At 65.2% G+C, this 20,050-nt stretch carries 24 protein-coding genes; 12 read left to right on the forward strand and 12 right to left on the reverse strand.

The window, feature by feature from the left end:
• Window positions 1-23: 23 nt before the first annotated feature.
• Complete coding sequence (locus tag ACIBI6_RS16495; RefSeq protein ID WP_364351459.1) at window positions 24-545, reverse strand: hemerythrin domain-containing protein; 522 nt, start codon at window positions 543-545, stop codon at window positions 24-26.
• A 448-nt stretch (window positions 546-993) separates the two neighbouring features.
• Window positions 994-2,031 carry a hypothetical protein gene (locus tag ACIBI6_RS16500; protein ID WP_364351462.1) on the reverse strand — a complete coding sequence of 346 codons (1,038 nt, stop codon included), beginning with the start codon at window positions 2,029-2,031 and terminating at the stop codon, window positions 994-996.
• A 72-nt stretch (window positions 2,032-2,103) separates the two neighbouring features.
• Here ACIBI6_RS16500 and ACIBI6_RS16505 point away from each other — a divergent pair, with 72 nt between their 5' ends.
• The 3 genes from ACIBI6_RS16505 to ACIBI6_RS16515 all read left to right on the forward strand — a co-directional run bounded on the left by ACIBI6_RS16505 (window position 2,104) and on the right by ACIBI6_RS16515 (window position 4,171).
• Window positions 2,104-2,532 (forward strand): MarR family winged helix-turn-helix transcriptional regulator, encoded by a 429-nt coding sequence (locus ACIBI6_RS16505; protein ID WP_396956826.1) that lies wholly within the window; start codon window positions 2,104-2,106, stop codon window positions 2,530-2,532.
• A 77-nt stretch (window positions 2,533-2,609) separates the two neighbouring features.
• Entirely contained in the window at window positions 2,610-3,689 is a 1,080-nt protein-coding gene (locus ACIBI6_RS16510) for a dihydrodipicolinate reductase (protein ID WP_364351468.1), read from the forward strand.
• A complete protein-coding gene (locus ACIBI6_RS16515; RefSeq protein ID WP_364351471.1) occupies window positions 3,686-4,171 on the forward strand; it encodes a carboxymuconolactone decarboxylase family protein in 486 nt (161 codons plus the stop codon). Before ACIBI6_RS16510 ends, ACIBI6_RS16515 begins: the two co-directional genes overlap by 4 nt.
• A gap of 72 nt (window positions 4,172-4,243) precedes the next feature.
• On the opposite strand, the gene ACIBI6_RS16520 is transcribed toward ACIBI6_RS16515, so the two are convergent.
• Window positions 4,244-4,927, reverse strand: coding sequence for a hypothetical protein (locus ACIBI6_RS16520; protein WP_364351474.1), 684 nt, complete (start codon window positions 4,925-4,927; stop codon window positions 4,244-4,246).
• A 97-nt stretch (window positions 4,928-5,024) separates the two neighbouring features.
• Here ACIBI6_RS16520 and ACIBI6_RS16525 point away from each other — a divergent pair, with 97 nt between their 5' ends.
• Window positions 5,025-5,303 carry a metalloregulator ArsR/SmtB family transcription factor gene (locus tag ACIBI6_RS16525; RefSeq protein WP_364351477.1) on the forward strand — a complete coding sequence of 93 codons (279 nt, stop codon included), beginning with the start codon at window positions 5,025-5,027 and terminating at the stop codon, window positions 5,301-5,303.
• Window positions 5,303-5,692 carry a VOC family protein gene (locus ACIBI6_RS16530; RefSeq protein WP_364351661.1) on the forward strand — a complete coding sequence of 130 codons (390 nt, stop codon included), beginning with the start codon at window positions 5,303-5,305 and terminating at the stop codon, window positions 5,690-5,692. Before ACIBI6_RS16525 ends, ACIBI6_RS16530 begins: the two co-directional genes overlap by 1 nt.
• Before the next feature lie 3 nt (window positions 5,693-5,695).
• Here ACIBI6_RS16530 and ACIBI6_RS16535 read toward each other — a convergent pair whose 3' ends face one another.
• Together ACIBI6_RS16535 and ACIBI6_RS16540 are read right to left on the reverse strand one after the other, a co-directional pair.
• Window positions 5,696-6,616 (reverse strand): LLM class flavin-dependent oxidoreductase, encoded by a 921-nt coding sequence (locus ACIBI6_RS16535; RefSeq protein ID WP_364351480.1) that lies wholly within the window; start codon window positions 6,614-6,616, stop codon window positions 5,696-5,698.
• A gap of 57 nt (window positions 6,617-6,673) precedes the next feature.
• Window positions 6,674-7,183, reverse strand: a complete 510-nt coding sequence (locus ACIBI6_RS16540; protein WP_040690789.1) for a GtrA family protein — start codon at window positions 7,181-7,183, stop codon at window positions 6,674-6,676.
• Window positions 7,184-7,377: 194 nt separating this feature from the next.
• On the opposite strand from ACIBI6_RS16540, the gene ACIBI6_RS16545 reads away from it, so the two are divergent.
• Window positions 7,378-8,181, forward strand: a complete 804-nt coding sequence (locus ACIBI6_RS16545; protein ID WP_364351483.1) for an aldose 1-epimerase — start codon at window positions 7,378-7,380, stop codon at window positions 8,179-8,181.
• Between the two features lie 3 nt (window positions 8,182-8,184).
• Here the strand turns inward: ACIBI6_RS16545 and ACIBI6_RS16550 are convergent, their stop codons facing one another.
• Window positions 8,185-8,937, reverse strand: a complete 753-nt coding sequence (locus tag ACIBI6_RS16550) for a TetR/AcrR family transcriptional regulator (protein ID WP_364351486.1) — start codon at window positions 8,935-8,937, stop codon at window positions 8,185-8,187.
• Window positions 8,938-9,042: 105 nt separating this feature from the next.
• Here ACIBI6_RS16550 and ACIBI6_RS16555 point away from each other — a divergent pair, with 105 nt between their 5' ends.
• Both ACIBI6_RS16555 and ACIBI6_RS16560 read left to right on the forward strand, forming a co-directional pair.
• On the forward strand, window positions 9,043-10,245 hold the full coding sequence (locus ACIBI6_RS16555) for a DUF418 domain-containing protein (protein ID WP_364351489.1): 1,203 nt from the start codon (window positions 9,043-9,045) through the stop codon (window positions 10,243-10,245).
• 19 nt (window positions 10,246-10,264) lie between these two features.
• On the forward strand, window positions 10,265-10,906 hold the full coding sequence (locus ACIBI6_RS16560) for an AAA family ATPase (RefSeq protein WP_364351492.1): 642 nt from the start codon (window positions 10,265-10,267) through the stop codon (window positions 10,904-10,906).
• 12 nt (window positions 10,907-10,918) lie between these two features.
• Here ACIBI6_RS16560 and dapA read toward each other — a convergent pair whose 3' ends face one another.
• On the reverse strand, window positions 10,919-11,812 hold the full coding sequence (dapA, locus tag ACIBI6_RS16565) for a 4-hydroxy-tetrahydrodipicolinate synthase (RefSeq protein ID WP_364351495.1): 894 nt from the start codon (window positions 11,810-11,812) through the stop codon (window positions 10,919-10,921).
• Window positions 11,813-11,884: 72 nt separating this feature from the next.
• On the opposite strand from dapA, the gene ACIBI6_RS16570 reads away from it, so the two are divergent.
• Window positions 11,885-12,772, forward strand: coding sequence for a LysR family transcriptional regulator (locus tag ACIBI6_RS16570; RefSeq protein ID WP_364351498.1), 888 nt, complete (start codon window positions 11,885-11,887; stop codon window positions 12,770-12,772).
• A gap of 70 nt (window positions 12,773-12,842) precedes the next feature.
• On the opposite strand, the gene ACIBI6_RS16575 is transcribed toward ACIBI6_RS16570, so the two are convergent.
• Window positions 12,843-14,333 (reverse strand): carboxylesterase family protein, encoded by a 1,491-nt coding sequence (locus ACIBI6_RS16575; RefSeq protein ID WP_364351501.1) that lies wholly within the window; start codon window positions 14,331-14,333, stop codon window positions 12,843-12,845.
• 81 nt (window positions 14,334-14,414) lie between these two features.
• Between ACIBI6_RS16575 and ACIBI6_RS16580 the strand changes: the two genes are divergently transcribed.
• A complete protein-coding gene (locus tag ACIBI6_RS16580) occupies window positions 14,415-14,588 on the forward strand; it encodes a heme-binding protein (RefSeq protein ID WP_364351664.1) in 174 nt (57 codons plus the stop codon).
• A 78-nt stretch (window positions 14,589-14,666) separates the two neighbouring features.
• Complete coding sequence (locus ACIBI6_RS16585) at window positions 14,667-16,184, forward strand: FAD-dependent monooxygenase (protein WP_364351504.1); 1,518 nt, start codon at window positions 14,667-14,669, stop codon at window positions 16,182-16,184.
• A gap of 51 nt (window positions 16,185-16,235) precedes the next feature.
• Here the strand turns inward: ACIBI6_RS16585 and ACIBI6_RS16590 are convergent, their stop codons facing one another.
• Window positions 16,236-16,646, reverse strand: a complete 411-nt coding sequence (locus tag ACIBI6_RS16590) for a nitroreductase family deazaflavin-dependent oxidoreductase (protein ID WP_364351507.1) — start codon at window positions 16,644-16,646, stop codon at window positions 16,236-16,238.
• A 132-nt stretch (window positions 16,647-16,778) separates the two neighbouring features.
• Between ACIBI6_RS16590 and ACIBI6_RS16595 the strand changes: the two genes are divergently transcribed.
• Window positions 16,779-17,546 carry a trans-aconitate 2-methyltransferase gene (locus ACIBI6_RS16595; RefSeq protein ID WP_364351510.1) on the forward strand — a complete coding sequence of 256 codons (768 nt, stop codon included), beginning with the start codon at window positions 16,779-16,781 and terminating at the stop codon, window positions 17,544-17,546.
• 202 nt (window positions 17,547-17,748) lie between these two features.
• On the opposite strand, the gene ACIBI6_RS16600 is transcribed toward ACIBI6_RS16595, so the two are convergent.
• The 3 genes from ACIBI6_RS16600 to ACIBI6_RS16610 all read right to left on the reverse strand — a co-directional run bounded on the left by ACIBI6_RS16600 (window position 17,749) and on the right by ACIBI6_RS16610 (window position 20,050).
• On the reverse strand, window positions 17,749-18,186 hold the full coding sequence (locus tag ACIBI6_RS16600; protein WP_396956828.1) for a nuclear transport factor 2 family protein: 438 nt from the start codon (window positions 18,184-18,186) through the stop codon (window positions 17,749-17,751).
• Between the two features lie 87 nt (window positions 18,187-18,273).
• Window positions 18,274-19,170 carry an N-acetylmuramic acid 6-phosphate etherase gene (gene murQ, locus ACIBI6_RS16605; protein WP_364351516.1) on the reverse strand — a complete coding sequence of 299 codons (897 nt, stop codon included), beginning with the start codon at window positions 19,168-19,170 and terminating at the stop codon, window positions 18,274-18,276.
• A 16-nt stretch (window positions 19,171-19,186) separates the two neighbouring features.
• Window positions 19,187-20,050 carry a MurR/RpiR family transcriptional regulator gene (locus tag ACIBI6_RS16610; protein WP_364351519.1) on the reverse strand — a complete coding sequence of 288 codons (864 nt, stop codon included), beginning with the start codon at window positions 20,048-20,050 and terminating at the stop codon, window positions 19,187-19,189.

The raw sequence follows: 20,050 nt of genomic DNA on the forward strand, positions 1-20,050 counted from the left end.
CTGCCTCTGATCTGGTGGCTATCTCAGTCCCGATCCGATCGCATGCGATCGAGCGCGAACGTAGCGCCGAGAAGTTCCTCGCCCGTCCTGGTACCCATTTCGAGTCCGTCGAAAGCTTGCACGAGTCTGCGTTCCTCCCAGTGGAAGTGCGATTCCAGGATGGCGGCCAGCCCGTCGAATTCGCGCCGGAGGGTATCGGCATTGTCCGGCCTGATCGAGTCGAGCAGTTCGGTCAGTCTGCGCAGGATATCTGCGACCAGTTGGTGGTCGGTGCGCAGTTCGGCCAAAACCGGTGCCAATTCGGGGAACTGGTCGGCTAGTGCCGGAAAACCCGCAGTGTCCTCGCCGGTGTGATGCCTGGTCAGCGCGGCGCAGAATGCCGTGCAGTGCGCGCGAAGTCGCATCGGCCGCAGTTCCGAACCGGTTGCATAGGCGGTGACATCCGCGCGGATTCTGCTCAGTTCGGTTCGCAGCCAGTCGTGTATCGCCACCAGTTCCTGTCCGAGGGCACGCGCCCGGTTTGCGTCGAGGTCGGTTGATGCCATGAATCGTCTCTCGCTCGAGGAAGACGCACAGGCCGTGCGGCTCCGCGAAGGGGGTTGGAATGCGGCGGGGCCTCGATGGCCCGCTCGACCTCAGTGCGAGCGCGAAAGTGGATGCACGGCGGACTCCTCGATCACGGTGCCTCCATGCCGATCGCCGTCCACCCGGCGCCGCCACGCGACACATCCACTGATCTTGCACCCTGAAAGGCGCGACGATCAACTCGAGTGTTTTCGAAGACGTTGCGCGCCATGCGATATTCAGACCGTGCCGAGCTGGCAACGGCAGGCATTTATATGTAACTCACGGTTACATATAAATCGGGTTCTGCGGAATTCGAGTGCCAGAGCGGCGATGTGGTCATCATACCCGGTCCCGGCCCGCGATGCGCGGTGACCGCGCAACTCGACCCACCGATGGAATGCATCCGTGGGTCGATTCGAACAGGCGTCAGACGCCGACCGTCTCTTCCATTTCCTCCTCGGTCTCTACCGGTCGCTGCGCGCGGACCGCAGCGGCGGGCGCGGGGGAAATATGCCGTTCATATCGCGCGGCGACCACCAGTAACACCGCACCGACCGCCAGCCACACGAACAGGCTCGCGATGCGACCGCCGAAACCCGCACCACCGTCGAAATACAGCAGGCTGCGCGCACCCTCCACGAAACCCGCTCCGTTCCAGAAGGCGTGCAGCGAACCGAAGAAACCGTTCTGCAGTTCGGGACGGTAGATGCCGCCGGAGGTGGTGAAGTTGAGCATGACGAACAGCACCATCAGCGCGAGCGTGGTCCAACGCTTCAAGAAGGTGTGCAGTCCGATGCCGACGGTGATGATGCCCGCCGAGTACAGCCAACCCATCGCCCATATCGTCGCATAATCGTGATCGACGATATGGAAGACCGGTGCGGCCACCGCGATTCCGATAACGCTGACCATCAGCGAGGTCACCAAGCCGATTACCGCGCGCACCCACATGGACAGTCCCGCGCCCGCCGCACCGATCGCGGCGACGCTGCCGTAGGAGCCGATACTCAGGGCGACCAGCAGGAAGAACAGGCCCTGTCCGGTGGGGTCGCCACTGGCGGTCGGGGTGATATCGGTGACCGTCATCGGCAGTCCCTGTGTCCCGGTGACCTGCCGGAACACCAGCTCGACCGCCATGGCGGTGGTATCGGAATTCGCCTTGGCCACAAGTAGTTCGGGATGTTGCGCGTTGGGAATGTACGCGCCGGAGAGCGTGCGGTCGCGCAAATGCGCGGTCGCATCATCGCGGGTGGGCAGCGTGACGACCTCGAGTGCGTCACCGGCCTTGTCCTTCATGGTCTGCGCCAGCACCATGTCCTGCGCGGATGCGCCGACCACGGCCACCTTCAAATGGTTCGGCTCGGGCTGATGGAACGCACCCAGATAGGCAAGCCCCATGCCCAGACACATCAGCAGCGGGGTCAGCAGATGTCCGGCGACATGGCGTAGCTGGTGCGAGCGCATGAAGGTCAACTCCTAACAGTTGGTAAATACAACTATCACTGTTGTATCATACAACTGATGTATAGTGCAACCATGGCCAGTGAACCGCGCTCCGCGTCGATCCACATCATCCAGCGCGAGCTGACCGCCTTCGCCCGGCGCGCCCGCGGTCGCGCCTCGGAGCTGCATCCGGAGTTGTCGCTGGTCGCGTCGAGCATCCTGGATCTGGTTATCGAGCGCGACGGCTGTCAGGCGACCGATCTCGCGGACCATTTCGTGCTCGACAAGTCCACGGTCAGTCGGCAGGTGGGTGCGTTGGAACGCTTGGGCTATCTGACTCGGGAGGTCGATCCGGACAACCGGCGCAACCACATCCTGCGGCCGACACCGGAGGGTCGGCGGGTCGCGGGGGCAGCCGAACGGCGTCGCCATCAGGAGTTCGCCGAGCGCTTGACGGCATGGAACGACACCGACATCCAGCGTTTCGCCGACTACCTGATCCGCTACAACACCGCGAAATAGCCGCGCGAATTCCATAGTCCCCCTACGTAATTCCCATAACGCCAACTACCAAACCAAGCGCTTGCTACGCTCACTCGATGATCCCCACGATTGTCTGGGGCACCGGCAATGTCGGCCGCTCGGCCATCCGCGCCGTCGACGCACACCCGGCGCTGGAACTCACGGGCGTGCTCGTCCACAATCCGGATAAGGTCGGCCGCGATGCGGGCCGGCTCGCGGGGCTCGACTACGACCTCGGCGTCCCGGCGACCGCCGATATCGAGGCCGCCCTGGCCGCGGGACCTCGAGCTGTGGTGTACGCAGCTTCGGGTGATATCCGCCCCGATGCCGCGCTCGCCGATATCGTCCGCGCCGTCGAGTCCGGCGCCGTCGTCGTAACACCGGCGCTCTACGCCCTCTACGATCCGCGCAGCGCCCCACCCGAAATGCGCGATCCGGTGCTCGCGGCGGTCGCGCGGGGCCGTGGGTCCCTGTTCGTCTCCGGTGTCGATCCCGGCTGGGGCAATGATGTGCTGCCGCTGCTGATGAGCGGACTCGGCGGCACCGTGGAAGCGATCCGCTGCCAGGAGATATTCGACTACACCAGCTACGACCAGCCCGATTCGGTGCGCTATCTGGTCGGCATGGGCCAACCGATGGACTATCTGCCGCCGATGGTGGCGCCCGGCATCCCGACCATGGTGTGGGGCGGCCAGATTCGATTGATGGCGCGTGCGCTGGACGTCGAACTCGAGGAGATCCGCGAAACCCTGGACCGGCGCGCGCTCGATACCACGGTGAACACCGAGCGGATGGGGGAGTTCGCGGCGGACACGCAGGGCGCATTGCGATTCGAGGTGCAGGGGATCGTCGAGGGCGAGGCGCGCATCGTCATCGAGCACGTCACTCGGATCCACCCGTCCTGCGCGCCGGACTGGCCGAGGCCACCGGACGGCGAGGGCGCGCACCGTGTGCTCATCGAGGGCCATCCGCGCATCGAAATCACCATCGAGGCCGCCGACGAGGACGGAAACCGTGCCGCGGGCGGCAATGCCACCGCGGTCGGTCGATTAGTGAATGCCATCGACTGGCTCGTCGACGCCGAACCCGGACTCTATGACGCGCTCGATGTCCCACTGCGTCCCGCAGTCGGCAAGCTCGGAAGGAAACATTCATGATCATCGACATCCCCGAGGGCAAGGACCCGATCGGTTACGTCTGGGGCGAGATGGTGCCCGGCATCGGCCTGGCCGCCTCGAACTTCTCGCTGTCGGTGTATTCGCATTCGACCCTCGGACTGCGCGAATTCGAGGCGGCGCGACTGAAGATCGCCCAGGTCAACGGCTGCATCTTCTGCCTGGATTGGCGCACCGAACGCGACGGCCAGAAGGTGGAGCCGGAGTTCGCGGACGCGGTCACCAACTGGCGCACCACCGACCTGTTCGACGAACGCACCCGACTGGCCGCCGAATACGCCGAACGCTACGCCACCGATCACCACAATCTCGATGACGAGTTCTGGGAGCGAATGCGAGCGCAATACAGCCAGACCGAAATCGTCGAATTGAGTATGAGCATCGGATCGTGGCTGGCCTTCGGACGCCTCAATCATGTGCTCGGTCTGGACGCGGTGTGCGTATTGCCCGGCCATTCGGCGTAGGCGAATACCTTTGTCCCAGAGATGGATACGAACAGCGTCGGCACGAATTATCCAGTGGCGCTGATTATTTCATTACAACGGTACCCAATCTACGCCATCGAGGCGGCTCCAATCGTCGCAGGCCCAGTCCCAGATGAGTTGGGCGACGGTTGCGCCGTCGCTCAGCGTGGCGCCGAGGCGTTGGTTGCGGGCCGGGTGGTGTAGTTCGAGGGTGTAGTCGGTCGGGGAGTTGCGGCGGGTCTGGATGAAACTCTTTGCGTCGTTTCCCTTTTCGGCGATCAGGAAGGGGGTGGTGGCGAGCAGATGGAGTTGGCGGACCCAGTCGAAAATCTCGCGCTGGGTCAGTGAGGAATATTTGCGTTCACCGCCGATATCGATCGAGGCGTAGCGGCGAATTTCGGGGCTGGTCAAGGTGTTGGTTCGCGCATCGTAGATTTCGTATGCGAAACCCGCGATGAGGGCTTCGATGAGCTCGCGTACCCGCGGTGCGGCGTAGTCCATGGCGGAGCCGCGCGTCCTGCGGCGATCCACGCTGTCGGCGGCGGTCACCCGAACCGAATCTCCGGCCGCCTCGATCCGCAGCCTGGCATGTCGGGCCGCGGCCGGGATTCGGCTGTTCCAGCCGTGTAGTCCGGCGATGACGGTCTGGTAGAGGTGGTCATCGGCGGGTTGCCCGCGTCTGGATCGAAAATAAGGAAGTACGTCCCCCGGCGATGCCGCCGCTCCCGCGGGTAGCACCACGAACTCATAGCTCATCAACCCAATTTAACTCGGCCCCCGACACATTCGCCCGCCCTGTTTTCGACCCGAACCGCACTTGATAGGCAAGTATTTACTTGCCTATAGTGTGGGGGTGAGCGGTGATGTATTCAAGGCGCTGGCCGACCCCACGCGTCGGGCGATCCTCGACGAACTGGCCGATCGCGACGGACAGACATTGTTCGAGCTCTGCACGCGGCTCACCGTGGGGCACCAGCTCACTTCGAGCAGACAGGCGATATCGCAGCATCTGGATGTGCTGGCGGCCGCCGGTCTGGTGACCACGCGCCGGGACGGCCGGTACAAGTTCCACCATCTGAATCGAGAACCGCTGCGGCGGCTCACTCACCGTTGGCTCCAGGAGGACCCATGATCCGTATCAATATCACCAGTGTTCTGGTCGATGATCAGGACAAGGCATTGCGCTTCTACACCGAGGTGCTCGGCTTCGTGAAGAAGACCGAGGTGCCACTCGGCGAGGCGCGCTGGCTGACGGTCGTCTCGCAGCAGGAACCGGAAGGCGTTGAACTGCTGTTGGAGCCCGATGGGCATCCGGCGGTCCGGCCGTTCAAGGAAGCGCTGGTCGAGGACGGGATTCCGTTCACCTCGTTCGCGGTGGACGATCTGTACGCCGAGTACGAGCGGTTGCGCGGGCTCGGCGTGCGATTCACTCAACAACCGCTCGATCAGGGGCCGGTTGTGACCGCGGTGCTCGATGACACCTGCGGCAACCTGATTCAGATCGCCCAGCTGAAAAGCTGAGACTCAAGCCGTTCGGAGTATTGCGTCGGCGAGGAGATCCAGTTGGCGGCGTGCCTGCAATGAGCCGATGCGCAGCACCAGATGCTGTGCACCCGCATCGAGGTACCGTCCGAGCCAGTCGACGCATTCTTCGGCCGAACCGCCGAAATAGGCTTGGATCGTGGACATTTCGTCGAGCGAGCGGCGGTAGTACCGGCGGACGTAGCCGTCGAGTTCGGTGCGCGCAGCGGCGGAGTCCGGGTTGATATTGATGGTGGCGTAGAGGGCTGGGGTGATGTTGCGGGTGGTCTTCTCGCGCAGGGTATGCCATGCGCGGGCGTAGGCTTCCGGGTCCGGTAGGAACGGCAGCCAGCCGTCGTAGTGGCGGGCCACCCGTTCGAGCACCCGCGGTGTGTCACTGCCCGCCAACCACAGCGGGGGACCCTCTGGGCTGGCGGCGGGCAGGGTGCGCTTCAGGTCGTCGAGTTGCCAGTAGCGGCCGTCGAATTCTGTTCCACCGGACCAACTCCGACGCCAGATGGCCACCGTTTCGTCGAGCCGGCCGACACGTTGGTCGAAAGGTACCCCGACAGCGGCGAATTCGTCGCGGCTCTCGGGCAGCGGGAATCCTGCGCCGAGACCGAGGATCAACCGACCGTTGCTGAGCTGGTCTACGGTGGCGGCGGTGTGGGCGCCAAGCAGTGGATGACGCAACGTCGCGGTGAGTGCGGCGGTGCCGAATCGGACGCGCGTGGTAGTCGCGGCGACGGCGGCGAGTAGCGGCAGTGGATCGACTCGGGTTCGCGCCAGCGGCGAATCGCCGATCCACACCGAATCGAACCCGGCATCCTCGGCGGCGCGCGCGAATCCGACCAATCCGGCGGCATCATGTTCGCCGGTCATCGAAGTTTCGCGGCTGGGTAGCAGCAAGCCGATCTGTGTCATACCGGCGATCTTCACCCCCGTTGCCGAATCGGGGCAATTACCTCGAAGGTAAGCGACCTAGCGTGGTTCGAGCTCGGATTGAACGAGATCGTCGGGGAAGGCATACCGCCGAAACGCCCAGTACCGGAACGCCATGGCGAGCAGCACGCCCAGAATCTGGCCGGTAATGAAGTTCGACACGGCCTGGGTGACCGGACTGACGTGCGGCACCCGGATATCGAGCACATACAGCGCGACCGCCTGCGGCAACAGCGTGACACCGATACCGAGCGCACTGATGGCGAAGAACAGCGCCGCCTCGTGGTGCCGCTCGCGACCGCCCCTGGTCCGGAACGACCACTCGCGATTGAGAACATACGAAACGATGGTCGCGATCAAGACACCGAGCACGCGCGCGGTGAGCGGCTTCTCACCGAGCACGGTCAACTTCAGCGCATAGACGATTCCGGTGTCGATGAACCAGGTGATCCCGCCCACCACGGCGAACTTGAGCAGTTCACGTCGCTGGATCAGATACGACCGGTACGGCTCCGGGATCCGGTCGAGCGCAAGCTGGACGAAGGACACGCCCCGCACTATATCCAGCAAATCTGTCACCTCACGTTTTCGACCGGCGATGCCGCCCTAACCCAAGCATGCCCGCACCCGCCGCGCCAGGAAAGTCACCTCGACGGTTTCGGGCGCGCCGCGTTGGTCAGCGTGGCAGTGCTGGTCGTGGCACTGTGTCTTACCTGACCCCATAGTCGCAAGGAGGAGCGCTCATGGCCGATGCAGGCAATTGCGGTGTTGTGCTGACCGCGGGCAAGGCGCAGGTCAGCATCGACCCGGAGAATGGCGGGCGGCTGAGGAGTTTCCGGGTCGGCGATCTGGAGCTATTGCGGCAGGGCGCGCGGTACGGCGCGTTTCCGATGGCGCCCTGGTGTGGGCGGATGGGATCGGGGCAGTTCCGGAACGGCGCAACGTTGCATCAGCTGCCGATCAACGCCGATCCGCACGCAATCCACGGCACCGCCCGCGACAGGGCCTGGCATGTCCTCAGCACAACGGTATCCACCGCCGCGCTGGGCTGCGAACTCACCGACCCGTGGCCGTATCGCGGGCGTATCACCCAGGAGTTCCAGCTCACCGAGCACTCGATCACCCTGACCATGCGGGTCGAAACAGCGGGCGAGTCGTTTCCGGCTCAGGTCGGTTGGCACCCGTGGTTTCTGCGAAATCTGGGCTCCGGCAAGGACATCCAACTCGACTTCACCCCCGCCTGGCAGGAGGAGCGCGGCCCCGACTATCTCCCGACCGGACGCCGCATCGGCCCACAACCCGGCCCCTGGGACGACTGTTTCGGGATGCCCGATGGCACTGCCGTGACCCTGACCTGGCCGCACGCTCTCGAGCTGACCATTACCAGTCCCGCCGAGTGGGTCGTCGTCTTCGACCAACAACCCGAAGCCGCCTGTGTAGAGCCGCAATCCGGTCCGCCCAACGGCATCAACACCCATCCACGTCCGGTCACCGCGAGTGACCCGTTGGAACTGTCCACCACTTGGGCGTGGCGTCTGCTCGACTGAACCCTATGCGCCGTCGATCTCGGCGGCCACGCCGTTGAGGATCAGCTCCAGCGCGAATACGAAGTCCTGGTCGGCCGCATCGGTATCGCCGTCCGACGGCGATTCGAACAGCGGACTGGCGAACAGTGCGGCCGCCTCGGGGAAGCGGTCCGGATCGACGAGGACGGCGAGCGTGCGGCGGTAATTTCGATTTGCCTGCACCTCGTCGAGACCAGTGCCGCGCCGCGCCGCGGTGATCTGCTGGGTGAGCAGACTCGCTTGCCGCACATGCCCGCTCACCAGCGTCAGGATGCCGACCTTGGTCGCCCAGTCGAGTCCGGTGTCGGCGAGTGCGCGCAATGCGGCATCCATCCAGCCGATCGTGTTCGGACCGCGAGGCGGCCCGGAGATCGGTAACTGCGGCAACCACGGATGCTCGGCGTAGACCGCGCGCATCGCGTGTGCCCACTGCCGCATCCCGGCCCGCCAGTCGAGGGATCCGGTCCCGAGATCCGGTGTCGGACCGGTCGCGAAATCGGCCATCAGCTCAAAAAGTTCATCCTTGGAACCGACGTGGCGGTAAAGCGCCATTTTCGTGAAACCCAGTGTCTGCGCGACCTTCAGCAGCGTGACCTCGCCGAGCCCGGCGCGATCGGCGAGGTCCACCGCGGCGCGCACGACCCGGTCGACGTCCAGTTCCGCCGGTCGTCCGAGCCGCGCGGGTGCCGGGAGTCGCCAAAGCCTGCCCAGGTCGGCGGGCACCGCCTCGTCGGCCATGGCCTTACCTCCTCGGTATCGCCGATGCTTCTGCGGGATATTAGTCCGAGAGATAGTATATGGTAGATAGTATCCCTCAGATACTATCTATTTGCGGAGAATGTAATGACCGATCAGCTGGTCGCCTCCAGATCGCGAGTACACGACGTCGACGCCATGCGCGGTTTCGCCCTGTTGGGCATCTTCATCGTCAACATCACCTTCATGGCCTCGGGTTATCCCGGCAATCTGGTTACCGACCCCGCGTACACCTCCACCCTCGACGACGCCGTGCGTGCACTGTCCGAGGTCTTCGTCGAGATGAAGTTCTATCTGCTGTTCTCATTCCTGTTCGGCTACAGCTTCACCCTGCAGATGGAGTCGGCGGCCGCAGCGCGAGCCGCCTTCGAACCACGGATGCTGCGCCGCGTCGGGGGCCTGTTCGTCCTCGGTGTACTGCACATCGTGTTCCTGTACGCCGGCGACGTGCTCACCACCTATGCGGTGGCGTGCTTGGTGTTGTACTGGATGCGGCGGGTCAGCGACCGAACCGCATTGCGCGTTGCGGCGATTCTGTACGGCTTGGTCGTGGCGAGCCTGCTGCTCGGCGCGGTGTTTCTGGATGCGTCGGCACTGCTGCCCTCGACCGCCGAGGCGCAAGCCAATGCCGAGCACGCGACCCAGGCCATGCTCGGCGGCTGGAGCGAGGTGATAGGCGAACACCTCGACGGCCTCGGACTCCTTGTCCTGCAAGCCCTTACCCTGCAGGGACCGACCGCGTTGGCGATGTTCCTCCTCGGCATGGTCGCGGGCCGGCGCAAACTGCTCGCCGAGGTACACGGCGACGAACCGATCCTGCGTCGAATCCAACTCATCGGCTTCCCCATCGGCCTCACAGGCAGCATCCTCTTCACCATCGGCGGCGGCACCGGCCACACCCTCCCGGTCGCAATCAGCGTCGCCACCGCACCCCTGCTCACCGCCGCCTACGTCGCGACTCTGCTCCGCGCAATGCACAGCCCTCGCACGTCTTTCGTCCGCACAGCCTTGGCCCCCGCTGGCCGCATTGCCCTCACAAACTACCTCGCCCAATCGGCCATCGGCCTACTGATCTTCACAGGAATAGGCATCGCCGCCGCCGGCACCTTCTCCCCCCTCGCCACCATGACCACAGCTCTGTTCGTCTTCACCCTCCAACTAGCTCTGAGCGCACTCTGGCTCCATTGGTTCCGCTACGGCCCCGCCGAATGGACCCTGCGCTGGATCACCAACGCCCACCGTCCCACCTGGCGCAGAACCCCACCCGAAGCGCTGCTGAATCAACCATGAGGCCGGCAAGAATGTCGGGGTGACGCAACGAGCGGAGGATAAACTCCTAGTTCTGGTCAACGGGATACCCGGCTCAGGTAAGTCGACATTGGCGGCTCTGCTTGCCCGCATTTTGGATGCGCAGCTGCTCTCCAAGGACACCGTGAAAGAAGCCTTGGCGGAATGCATTTCCCGACCCGATGCCGTGCCGTCGCTCGGCGCGATCGCGATGGAAGCTGTCTGGGCGATGGCTACAGCGATACCGCAGACGGTGGTGGTCGACTCATGGTGGTTCCGGCCACGCGACCTCGAGTTCGCGCGAGCGGGCATTCACCGAGTCGGCGCCGATCGGGCGATCGAGATCTGGTGTGACGCTTCGGTGGAAACGGCGCGGGCCAGGTATACGCAGCGGCAGCGGGCTGCGGTGCATGACGATGGGCTTCGCCTTGTGCGCGATTGGGACACGTGGGCCGAGCACGGCCGACCGTTGGAACTGACCCCAGTGATCCATGTCGATACCACGAAGCCGACAGATACCGCTGGCCTCGCCCGCCAGATCGAGACGACCGCAGCTTCGGTTCATCCGACCCGAGCCGGCGCCCCCGCGCGGTCAGCGACGCACGGAGGAACTCCGGTGAGAGTGCTGCCGTCGCGGAATTGTGACTCCGATCAGCCGCGCTGAGGGATCGGACGATCAGGCGGGGATGGTTGCGGGGAGGCGGCTCAACGCTTCGAGGGCGGCGGTGGTTGTTTCGGGGGTGGCGGGGAGGAGAGGGAGGCGGACGGTAGGGGTCGGAATGCGGCACTGGGCGGCTAGCGCGGATTTGATGACTACCGGGTTGGGTTCGGCGAAGAGGGCTGCGGACAGGGGGGTGAGACGGTGGGTGAGGGCACGGGCTTCCTGGACGGGGCCGTCGCGCCACAGGTCGATCAGAGTGGCGAAGGCCGAGGTGGCCAGGTGCGCGGTGGCGAGGATTGCGCCCGGGGCGCCGAGGGCCAGCAGTGCGGCGGCGTGCAGGTCGTCACCGGCCAGGACGGTGACGTCGGGTGGGAGGGTTGCCATGAAAGTGGTTGTGGTGTCGTCGATGCCGCCGACGGCGTGTTTGAAGCCGATGATGTTCGGGATGCGGGCGAGGTCGAGGAGGGTGTCGGCGCCGAGGATGCGGCCGGTGCGGTGGGGGATGTTGTAGACGATGAGGGGGACCGGGCTGGTGGCGGCCAGGTGACGGAAGTGCGCGAGGACGCCGGCTTCGGAGGGGCGGGTGTAGTAGGGGACAACGGTGAGCGCGGCAGTGACAGTGGAGCCGAGGGTGGCTAGTGCTTCGGCCGAATCCGCGGTGGAGTTCGTTCCCGCTCCGGCGATCAAGGGGGCGTTGCGTTCTCGGCAGACGCCGCCGCAGATATCGAGGACGCGATGGCGCTCTTCGGGGGTCAGAGTGGCGGTTTCGGCGGTGGTGCCGAGGGCGACGATGCCGGTTGCACCCTCGTCGAGTACCTGATGAGCCAGGCCCGCCAGTGTGTCGGCGGCGAGTTCGCCGTTGGCGGTGAACGGTGTGATCAGGGGGATGAAGAGGCCGGTGAGCGTCATGGTCTCAAGCCTGGCCCGCCGCGATACGTCAGGTCCAGTTCGCGTTTCTTCCGTTGAGCATAAGCTGAACTGATGCTCGACGTTCGAAAGCTACGCCTGCTGCGCGAACTGGCCCATCGCAAGACGATCGCGGCGGTCGCGGAGGCTATGAGCTACACGCCATCGGCAGTCTCCCAACAGCTGACCGCGCTGGAGCGGGAAGCAGGAGTACCGCTGCTCGAACGGACCGGGCGACGCGCCACTCTCACCCCCGCCGCACTCACCCTGGTCGAACACGCGGAGACGATCCTCGCGGCCCTCGAACAGGCCACCGCCGATCTCGCCGCCTCCCGCGCAACACTCACCGGAACGCTGCGCATCGGCGCTTTCCCGACGGCCGTCGCCACGATCCTCGCCCCCGCCCTGGTCGCACTGAGCCACGACCATCCGCGACTGGAATTGCTTGTGACAGAACTGGATCCGATTACGGTCCCGGACGCACTCCGCACCGAAACCCTCGACGTCGCGCTGGTCCAGGAATACGACTACGTACCCGCCGAACCCGATCCCGCCCTGGACACCGAGCCGCTCCTCGAGGAGACCATCTACCTGGCCGCCCCGACCGCCACACCGCTCGAAGACCACCGCGACGCCTCCTGGATCGTCGGCACTCCCGGCACGCTCTGCCACACCATGACGATCCGGGCCTGTCAGGCGGCCGGATTCACCCCGCGGGTCCGCCATCACGTGGACGACTTCAGCACCGTCCTCGCCTTGGTCGCCGCCGGTCAGGGCGTTGCCCTGGTCCCCGAACTCGGCGCACTGACCCCACCGCCGAACATACTGCTCACAGCCCTATCCACCCGACGCAAAACCCTTCTGGCCTACCGGCGCGGTACCGGCCGACACCCGGCCGTCGCCGCCGCCCGAGCCGCCCTACGCACCTCTGCCACCACGATTTCCAGCACTCTCGGCAAATAGGGGTGCCCATGCGCCCGACCAGCCCACAACAATTCCACCCGATCTCGATCGGTGCGATCCAATCGCCGTGCTAGGCGACCGACTTCCGCAACGCCGCCAATTCGTCCCCACGCGGATCACTCACCACACCCGACTCCGGACTGTCGAAGATCTGCACCAGCCGCGAATCCTCCTCGAAGCGCGCCCACCCTGGATCACCCGACTCGGCGAAAGCCACCCACGCCGAATGGATTTCATCGGCGAGCGGTTGCGGCGGATTGGGACCGGTCAGGGTGCGCGCGCCCGCGAGTGCGTCGAAGACGAACGGCACCTCCAGAACGTGACAGGCACCGAGCCCCTCGATACCGGATGACCACGCGAACTCATAGGCGTAGCTCGGCGCGCCCGCGGCGGCGATCGACTGAGCGATCCGCAAGGTGTCCGAGCGGAAGGCCCGATCGGTAATGATCGCGGCGAACACATCCGCCGCCGAGGCGCCCGGACGATTCGCACCGTAGATATCCCCGAGCCCGGGATCGAGTCCGTAGCGGGTGAGCACGAAAGGCAGGGTCTCTGTGGTGATCCCGGCTGCGATACCCGTCGGCACCGTAAAGAACCGGAACTCCTCGGCGGTGCATCCGGCGATGAGCGGCACGGCCCGATCAGGTTGCGCGGCAAGCACTTTGACGGGTTGCCCGTCGAGCACCTCACCATCGATCACCGGAAGCAGACTCATGATCCCCATCCCGTTGGCAATGATCGAGGACCCCCACCGCGCCGGATCCGGATCGCTCATCAGCGCCAGCGCGAGTGTATCCTGCGCCGCGCGCAGCTCATCGGGACCCAACTCGCCGAAATCCGCCGCGGTGGGGCTGATACCGAGACTCGTAGCCAATTCTCCGGCGAGTTTGCGCGCATCCTCGACGGCCACCGCGGCGGATCCATTGCCGCTCTGCATGATCGCCTGCCGGAACAACCCACGCGAGAGCGGCGAAGCCATCAGCGTCGCCACACTCATTCCACCCGCCGACTCCCCGAATACGGTGACCCGGTTCGGATCTCCGCCGAAGGCCGTGATGTTTTCCTGCACCCACCGCAGCGCGAACAACTGATCGTGTAACCCCCGGTTCAGCGGTGCGTCCGGCACCGCAGCGAAGCCGGATATACCGAGCCGGTAGTTGATCGAGACCAGCACGACCCCGTCGCGCGCGAACGCCGCACCGTCGTAGATCGCCCTGGCGTTGGATCCTCGGGTGAATGCGCCGCCGTGAATCCACACCATGACCGGCAGTCCGGCACCGCCCGGATCCGGTGTCCACACATTGACATTCAGATATTCCTCGCCCGGTATCCCGTCACTGCCGATCAGCGCGTGGATCGGCGGGGGATAAGGGGTCTGCACGCAGGTCGCGCCGTGGGTGAGCGCATCACGAACTCCCTGCCAGTCCGGCACCCGCGTCGGCAGACGGAAACGCGCGGGACCGACCGGCGCCGCCGCGTACGGAACGCCGAGGAATGCGGTGATCCCCGCGGTCGTCCGACCGCGGATCTTGCCACCGGTGACGGAAACAATCGGTTCCATGAGACTCCTTCGCTCGACTCGATTCTCTACGCAGCCCCCCGCGTCGGACCACGGTTTCGAGCACCTCGCAGAACTTCCGGAATCTCTTCGGCATCGGACTCGGCCTCGCCGGCGCACGTTCGCTGGTCCGCCTACGGTGGAGGTGTGCTCATTCGCTCAGGCGATACCGTCATCGGCGCATGGGGCGTCCCCGGCGCCGCGTTGTCGCAGACCGACCACGAGATCGCCGTGGCCGCCATCGATCAGCTCGACTGAGGCGGGTTCCGGCGCGATGCAAGGCGCATGCAAGGCGATGTAAGCCAGCCGCAACCGCCCATCTGCAGAGTCGAGTTCATGAACGAGACATTCGATGTGGCCGTCGCCGGTGCCGGACCGGTCGGACTGATGCTGGCCTGCGAACTTCGCCTCGGTGGCGCCGAGGTGCTGGTGGTCGAGCGGCTGGCCGACCCCGATATGACCATCAAGGCCGCTGCGATCAATGTGCCCACTGCGCAGGCGTTCTACCGCCGGGGCATGCTGCCCGACCTGCTCGAACAGCAGAATGCGACGGTGCAGCGCATCCGCGCGGCGGGCATGTTCCCGAATGCCGCGACCCAGCGTCTGCCGATCGCTGGTCATTTCGCGGGCATCATGCTTCGCGCAGACGAAATCGACTTCGACGACCCGGTTTTCGCCGAACTCGGCCCGGGCGCCGAGGCGGTGCTGGTGGCCCAGCAGGCCATCGAGGCGATCCTGGCTCGGCGTGCCGACGAACTCGGGATCGAGATCCGGCGCGGTGCGGAGTTGACCGAATTCGACGATGACGGAACCGGTGTCACTGTCCGCCTCGCCGACGGCACCGTCCGCGCGAACTGGTTGGTCGGCTGCGACGGCGGCCGCAGCACGGTCCGCAAGCTGGCCGGATTCGATTTCCCGGGTCTGGACCCGGAGATCACCGGCCATCAGGCGGTCGTCGAAATGACCGGCGCGGAGGGCTTGCGTCCGGGCTGGAACACCACCCACACCGGGATCTACACCAGCGGTCCGACACCGGGCCGGATCCTGACCGTCGAACTCGACGGCCCGCCCGCCGACCGGACAACCCCGGTCACCGCGGCCGAATTGCAGGCCAGCCTACGCGCGGTGTCGGGTGTGCCGGTCGAGATCACCGCAGTGCATTCGGCAACGCGATTCACCGATAACACCCGCCAGGTCACCGACTATCGCAAGGGCCGGGTGTTGCTCGCCGGCGATGCGGCCCACGTGCATTCGCCGTTCGGTGGGCAGGGACTCAATCTCGGCATCGGCGATGCGGTCAACCTCGGCTGGAAATTGGCCGCGGTGGTGCGCGGCGATGCGAGCGAAACCCTGCTCGACACCTACACCGCCGAACGTCATCCCGTCGGCGCATGGGTGCTGGAGTGGACCCGCGCACAAGTGGCGCTCATGCGACTCGACCAGCGCAGCAAGGCATTACGCAAAGTGATGACCGATCTGTTGGCCACCCGCGATGGCAGCACCGCGATCTTCAAGAGGATCTCCGGTGTTCTGCACCGCTACGACCTCGGCGGTGGCCACGAGCTGATCGGCGCGGTCGCACCGGATATCGAGCTGTCCGATGGCAGTCGGGTCGGTGCGCACTTCGCCGATGGTCGGGCGATTCTGTTGGATCTGACCGATTCCGCGCAGCTGCGGACGATCGCCGCAGCGTGGTCGGATCGGGTACGCGTGGTGACCGCGAAACCCGTTGCACCACGCAAGCTTTCGGCAATGCTGATTCGACCGGACGGTTACGTTGCCTGGGCAGCGGATTCCGGCGATCGCGATGGACTTGCCGAAGCGCTGTGCCGCTGGTTCGGCGACAAATCCTGATCGGCTGGTGCCGGCCCGGCGATCAGGGACCGGGCTGGCACCCTCGGAGCATCAGGCCTCTTGGCGATACACCGCGACGACCGGAATCACCCGAGACGTCTTCGCTTGGTACTCTCCGAAACCCGGCATGATCTCGACCATCCGCGCATACAGCTCATCGCGTTCGGCACCGGTCACCACCTCGGCCTTCGCCGTATAGCTTTCGGTACCGAGTTCCACGGTGAATTCCGCATTCGCGCGCAGATTGTGGTACCAAGCCGGATGCTTATCGGCGCCGCCGTTCGAGGCGATCAGCACGATTCGCTCACCGTCAGGGAGATAGACCAGCGGGCTGGTGACCTGGCGACCGGATTTGGCGCCGATCGTCGTGATCAGCACCATCGCCGCACCCTCGAACATGCCGCCGACCTGGCCCGCATTGGCGCGGAACTCATTGATCACCTGCGCGTTGAAGTCGTTCACTGCACTCCCATCGGTTGTTTTCCGCACCAACCCGCGGATAGCGCCGGAAATTCCGCCCCGCTCCTTGCCGGACCAGTCGGGGCAGAATACAGTACGTCCGTACGGTTTGGTTGAATCGACTTGGAGCTGCCGATGTGGGATCCCAAGAAGTACCTCGCCTTCGATGACCACCGCTCGCGTCCATTCTTCGAACTACTCGGCCGGATCGGGGCCGAGAATCCGCGTCGCGTCGTCGACCTCGGATGCGGCCCAGGACATCTCACCACTTCGATTGCCGAGCGCTGGCCAGGCGCGGTCATCGAGGCATCGGATTCTTCGCCCGAAATGGTCGCCGCGGCAAGGGGTCTCGGCATCGACGCACAACTCGGGACGGTGCAGGACTGGCAACCGGCACCGGATACCGATGTCGTGATCAGCAATGCCGTATTGCACTGGGTCCCGACGCACACCACTCTGCTGCCCCAATGGGTGCGCGCGCTGCCTGCAGGCGCCTGGCTCGCGCTGCAGGTGCCCGGCAACTTCGACGCACCGTCACACCGCGCGATTCGCGAACTCGCGAGCCGCGAAGAATGGCGCGACCGGCTCACGCCCGCGGGCATACTGCAGCCGCGGGATGTTCTCGACCCCAGCGGATATGCCCAGGTGCTCACGCTCACCGGTTGCGCGGTCGACGCATGGGAAACGACTTACCTGCAACGGCTCTCGGGGGAGAATCCGGTCCTCGAATGGGTCACCGGAACCGCCCTGCGCCCGGTGCGCAACGCACTCGACGACACCGGCTGGCAGGAGTTCACCGCACAGCTGGCGCCACTGTTGCGCGCGGCCTACCCGCGCCAGCTCGACGGCACGACCTGGCTGCCGTTCCGGCGGGTCTTCGCCGTGGCACACAAGGACGGCTGAGCCCTGATTATACTTCCCGGCTATAGCTCAGGCGGCAATCCCTACTTCGGAAAGGTTTGCGATGGTTCCCAGCGTTCTCCCCTGTGCTTGCGGTCCGGACTGCCGGTGCGGTTGCCAGGATGGCGGCAAATGCTCATGCGGAGATATATGCCAACACGAATGACCGATCGATGCTCCCGAATTCGGGAGCATCGATTCGTGTTCAGGCGGTGCCCGGCGCGACGAACATGAAGCTCTTCTCCTCGACGCGTTGCTTGATCCGCCACCGGCCCTCGACGCGAGCGAAGGTGTCGTGATACCAGAGCCCGCACAGCATCAGACTCTGCCGACCTTCGCCAGTCGAGACCAGCATCGGGTTGTGACACATGGTGCGCGCGGTGGCGGTGTCGCCGTCGACGGTGATGGACGAATTGCTGATCAGATGTTGAAACGCAAGGAAATTCGGCATCACGCCGGCGAGGAACTTCTTGGTGGATTCGAGATCACCGACCGCGCCGCCCATGGCCGAATAGTCGATATGCGCATCCGCGGTGAAGATCTCGTCGAGCAGATTCCACTGATGGGTGTCTACCGCATGTGAGTACCGGACCATGAGGTCCTCGATCTCCATGCGGTCGGAAATCTCCTGTAGGGACAGCATGGTGCCTCCGAATTGCCGACACATCGTTCCGGCGGTGGCGCGGAACTGTGGGTCAGGGTAGCGGTTGGTTGCGCGGCGAATGGGATATCAGTGCGGTACGGCGTCGCGCACCCGCCCGTCCGCGTCGTGCAGTAGTGCGCGGGCCGCCGACACGTCGACTCCGGTCAGGCGCATGACGATAGCGGTTTTCACTTGGCCGTCGGCGGCATCCAATAGGGCCGCGGCGGTGGCGGAATCGGTTCCGGTCGCCTCAGCGACGATGCGGCGCGCACGGTCGACGAGTTTGGCATTGGTGGGCTGCACATCCACCATCAGGTTGCCGTAGACCTTGCCCGACCGCACCATGGCGGCGGTGGAGAGCATATTGCACACCATCTTCTGCGCCGTGCCTGCCTTCAACCGGGTGGAGCCGGTCAAAACCTCAGGTCCCGTATCGATTTCGATGCCGACGTCGGCGTAGGTGCTGGCTTCCGCGTTGCGGTTGCAGGAGATCGCGACGGTCGCGGCACCGATCGAGCGGCCGAATCGCAGCGCACCGATGGCGTAGGGGGTCCGGCCGCTGGCGGCCAGTGCGACAACCACATCGTCGCTGGTAAGTGCGATGGCGGACAGGTCGGCGGCGGCCAGCGCGGGATCGTCCTCGGCACCTTCGACGGCGCGCAGCAAGGCGACGGGTCCGCCCGCGATTATGCCGAGAACCTCGCCGGGATCGGTGCCGAAGGTCGGTGGGCATTCGGCCGCATCGAGTACGCCGAGGCGGCCGCTGGTGCCCGCGCCGAGGTAGATCAGTCGACCGCCGTGCCGCCGTGCCGCGACGATCAGCTCGACCGCTCGTGCGATCTGCGGAATCGCCTGCGCCACAGCCGAAGCCACACCGGCATCCTCGGCGTTCATGGTGTGCAGCAGCTCGTCGATCGGCATCGAATCCAGCATGCTGGTGCGTGGATTCGACGCTTCGGTTGTCAGCGAACCGATTTCGGTCACCGCGACACCGGGTAATTCATTCGGCCTCCTTGGTTCGACGATCGGCTACCGCCTCGTAGGTGCGCCGCAGCGCCCTTGCCGCCGACGGCGTGCGTTGCAGGACGCCGACATACAGCGCATCGACGATGAGGAGCTGACTCATACGACTCGCCATTGCCGCGGAACGGAATCCGTCCTCACGTCCGGCCACGAGCACCGTGTGCGCGGCGGTATTCGCGAGTCCGGATCGAGCCCCGGCCGTCACGGCGACAGTGCGCACGCCCGCGTCGGCGGCCCGGCGCACGGCTTCGACGATAGCGGCGGTCTCACCCGAATGCGAGAACGCGACGGTTACATCACCGGTCTGGAGCAGGCTGGCCTGCACCAGCGCGTCATCCTCGGATGTGCATGCGCCGCACCACATTCCGATGCGGGTCAGCTTCTGCGCCATATCCATCGCGACGAGTCCGGACGCCCCGATGCCGACCAGATGCACCCGTCGCGCGCCCACCAGTGCGTCGACGACGGCTTCCATGGTCGCGGGATCGGCGAGTTCGGCGGTCGCCATCATGCCCTCGGTTTCGAAGGCGGTCAGTTTGTGCAGTACCTTCGATAAAGGGTCGTCGGCATCGATATCGGTGGCGAATACCGGCGCGTTGTCGTCGCCGCCGACCGCGGCCATTGCCAGTCGCAGCTGCGGATAACCTTCGTAGCCGAGGGTTTTCGCCAGTCGGACCACCGCGGAGGTGCTGGTCGCGGATCGCTCGGCGAGCTGGCTCACTGTGAGCTGTGCGGCGGCAGCCGGATCGTGCCGGATCACCTGCGCGACGCGAAGTGCGGTCGGGGTGAGTCGTGGTAGCGCCGCCAGCAGGCGAGTGCGTACGTCGTCGGAATCGGGCAT

The organism is Nocardia sp. NPDC050412, from assembly GCF_044458825.1.
Taxonomy (GTDB): Bacteria; Actinomycetota; Actinomycetes; order Mycobacteriales; family Mycobacteriaceae; genus Nocardia.

Excerpts from the sequence above, each read along its gene's own strand:
- ACIBI6_RS16495 (WP_364351459.1), bottom strand. The coding sequence starts at position 545 with ATGGCATCAACCGACCTCGACGCAAACCGGGCGCGTGCCCTCGGACAG.
- ACIBI6_RS16535 (WP_364351480.1), bottom strand. The coding sequence starts at position 6,616 with ATGACACAGATCGGCTTGCTGCTACCCAGCCGCGAAACTTCGATGACC.
- ACIBI6_RS16575 (WP_364351501.1), bottom strand. The coding sequence starts at position 14,333 with ATGGAACCGATTGTTTCCGTCACCGGTGGCAAGATCCGCGGTCGGACG.
- ACIBI6_RS16600 (WP_396956828.1), bottom strand. The coding sequence starts at position 18,186 with ATGCTGTCCCTACAGGAGATTTCCGACCGCATGGAGATCGAGGACCTC.
- ACIBI6_RS16570 (WP_364351498.1), top strand. The coding sequence starts at position 11,885 with ATGCTCGACGTTCGAAAGCTACGCCTGCTGCGCGAACTGGCCCATCGC.
- dapA (WP_364351495.1), bottom strand. The coding sequence starts at position 11,812 with ATGACGCTCACCGGCCTCTTCATCCCCCTGATCACACCGTTCACCGCC.
- ACIBI6_RS16520 (WP_364351474.1), bottom strand. The coding sequence starts at position 4,927 with ATGAGCTATGAGTTCGTGGTGCTACCCGCGGGAGCGGCGGCATCGCCG.
- ACIBI6_RS16505 (WP_396956826.1), top strand. The coding sequence starts at position 2,104 with ATGGCCAGTGAACCGCGCTCCGCGTCGATCCACATCATCCAGCGCGAG.
- ACIBI6_RS16585 (WP_364351504.1), top strand. The coding sequence starts at position 14,667 with ATGAACGAGACATTCGATGTGGCCGTCGCCGGTGCCGGACCGGTCGGA.
- ACIBI6_RS16550 (WP_364351486.1), bottom strand. The coding sequence starts at position 8,937 with ATGGCCGACGAGGCGGTGCCCGCCGACCTGGGCAGGCTTTGGCGACTC.
- ACIBI6_RS16510 (WP_364351468.1), top strand. The coding sequence starts at position 2,610 with ATGATCCCCACGATTGTCTGGGGCACCGGCAATGTCGGCCGCTCGGCC.
- ACIBI6_RS16545 (WP_364351483.1), top strand. The coding sequence starts at position 7,378 with ATGGCCGATGCAGGCAATTGCGGTGTTGTGCTGACCGCGGGCAAGGCG.
- ACIBI6_RS16500 (WP_364351462.1), bottom strand. The coding sequence starts at position 2,031 with ATGCGCTCGCACCAGCTACGCCATGTCGCCGGACATCTGCTGACCCCG.
- ACIBI6_RS16555 (WP_364351489.1), top strand. The coding sequence starts at position 9,043 with ATGACCGATCAGCTGGTCGCCTCCAGATCGCGAGTACACGACGTCGAC.
- ACIBI6_RS16610 (WP_364351519.1), bottom strand. The coding sequence starts at position 20,050 with ATGCCCGATTCCGACGACGTACGCACTCGCCTGCTGGCGGCGCTACCA.
- ACIBI6_RS16515 (WP_364351471.1), top strand. The coding sequence starts at position 3,686 with ATGATCATCGACATCCCCGAGGGCAAGGACCCGATCGGTTACGTCTGG.
- ACIBI6_RS16595 (WP_364351510.1), top strand. The coding sequence starts at position 16,779 with ATGTGGGATCCCAAGAAGTACCTCGCCTTCGATGACCACCGCTCGCGT.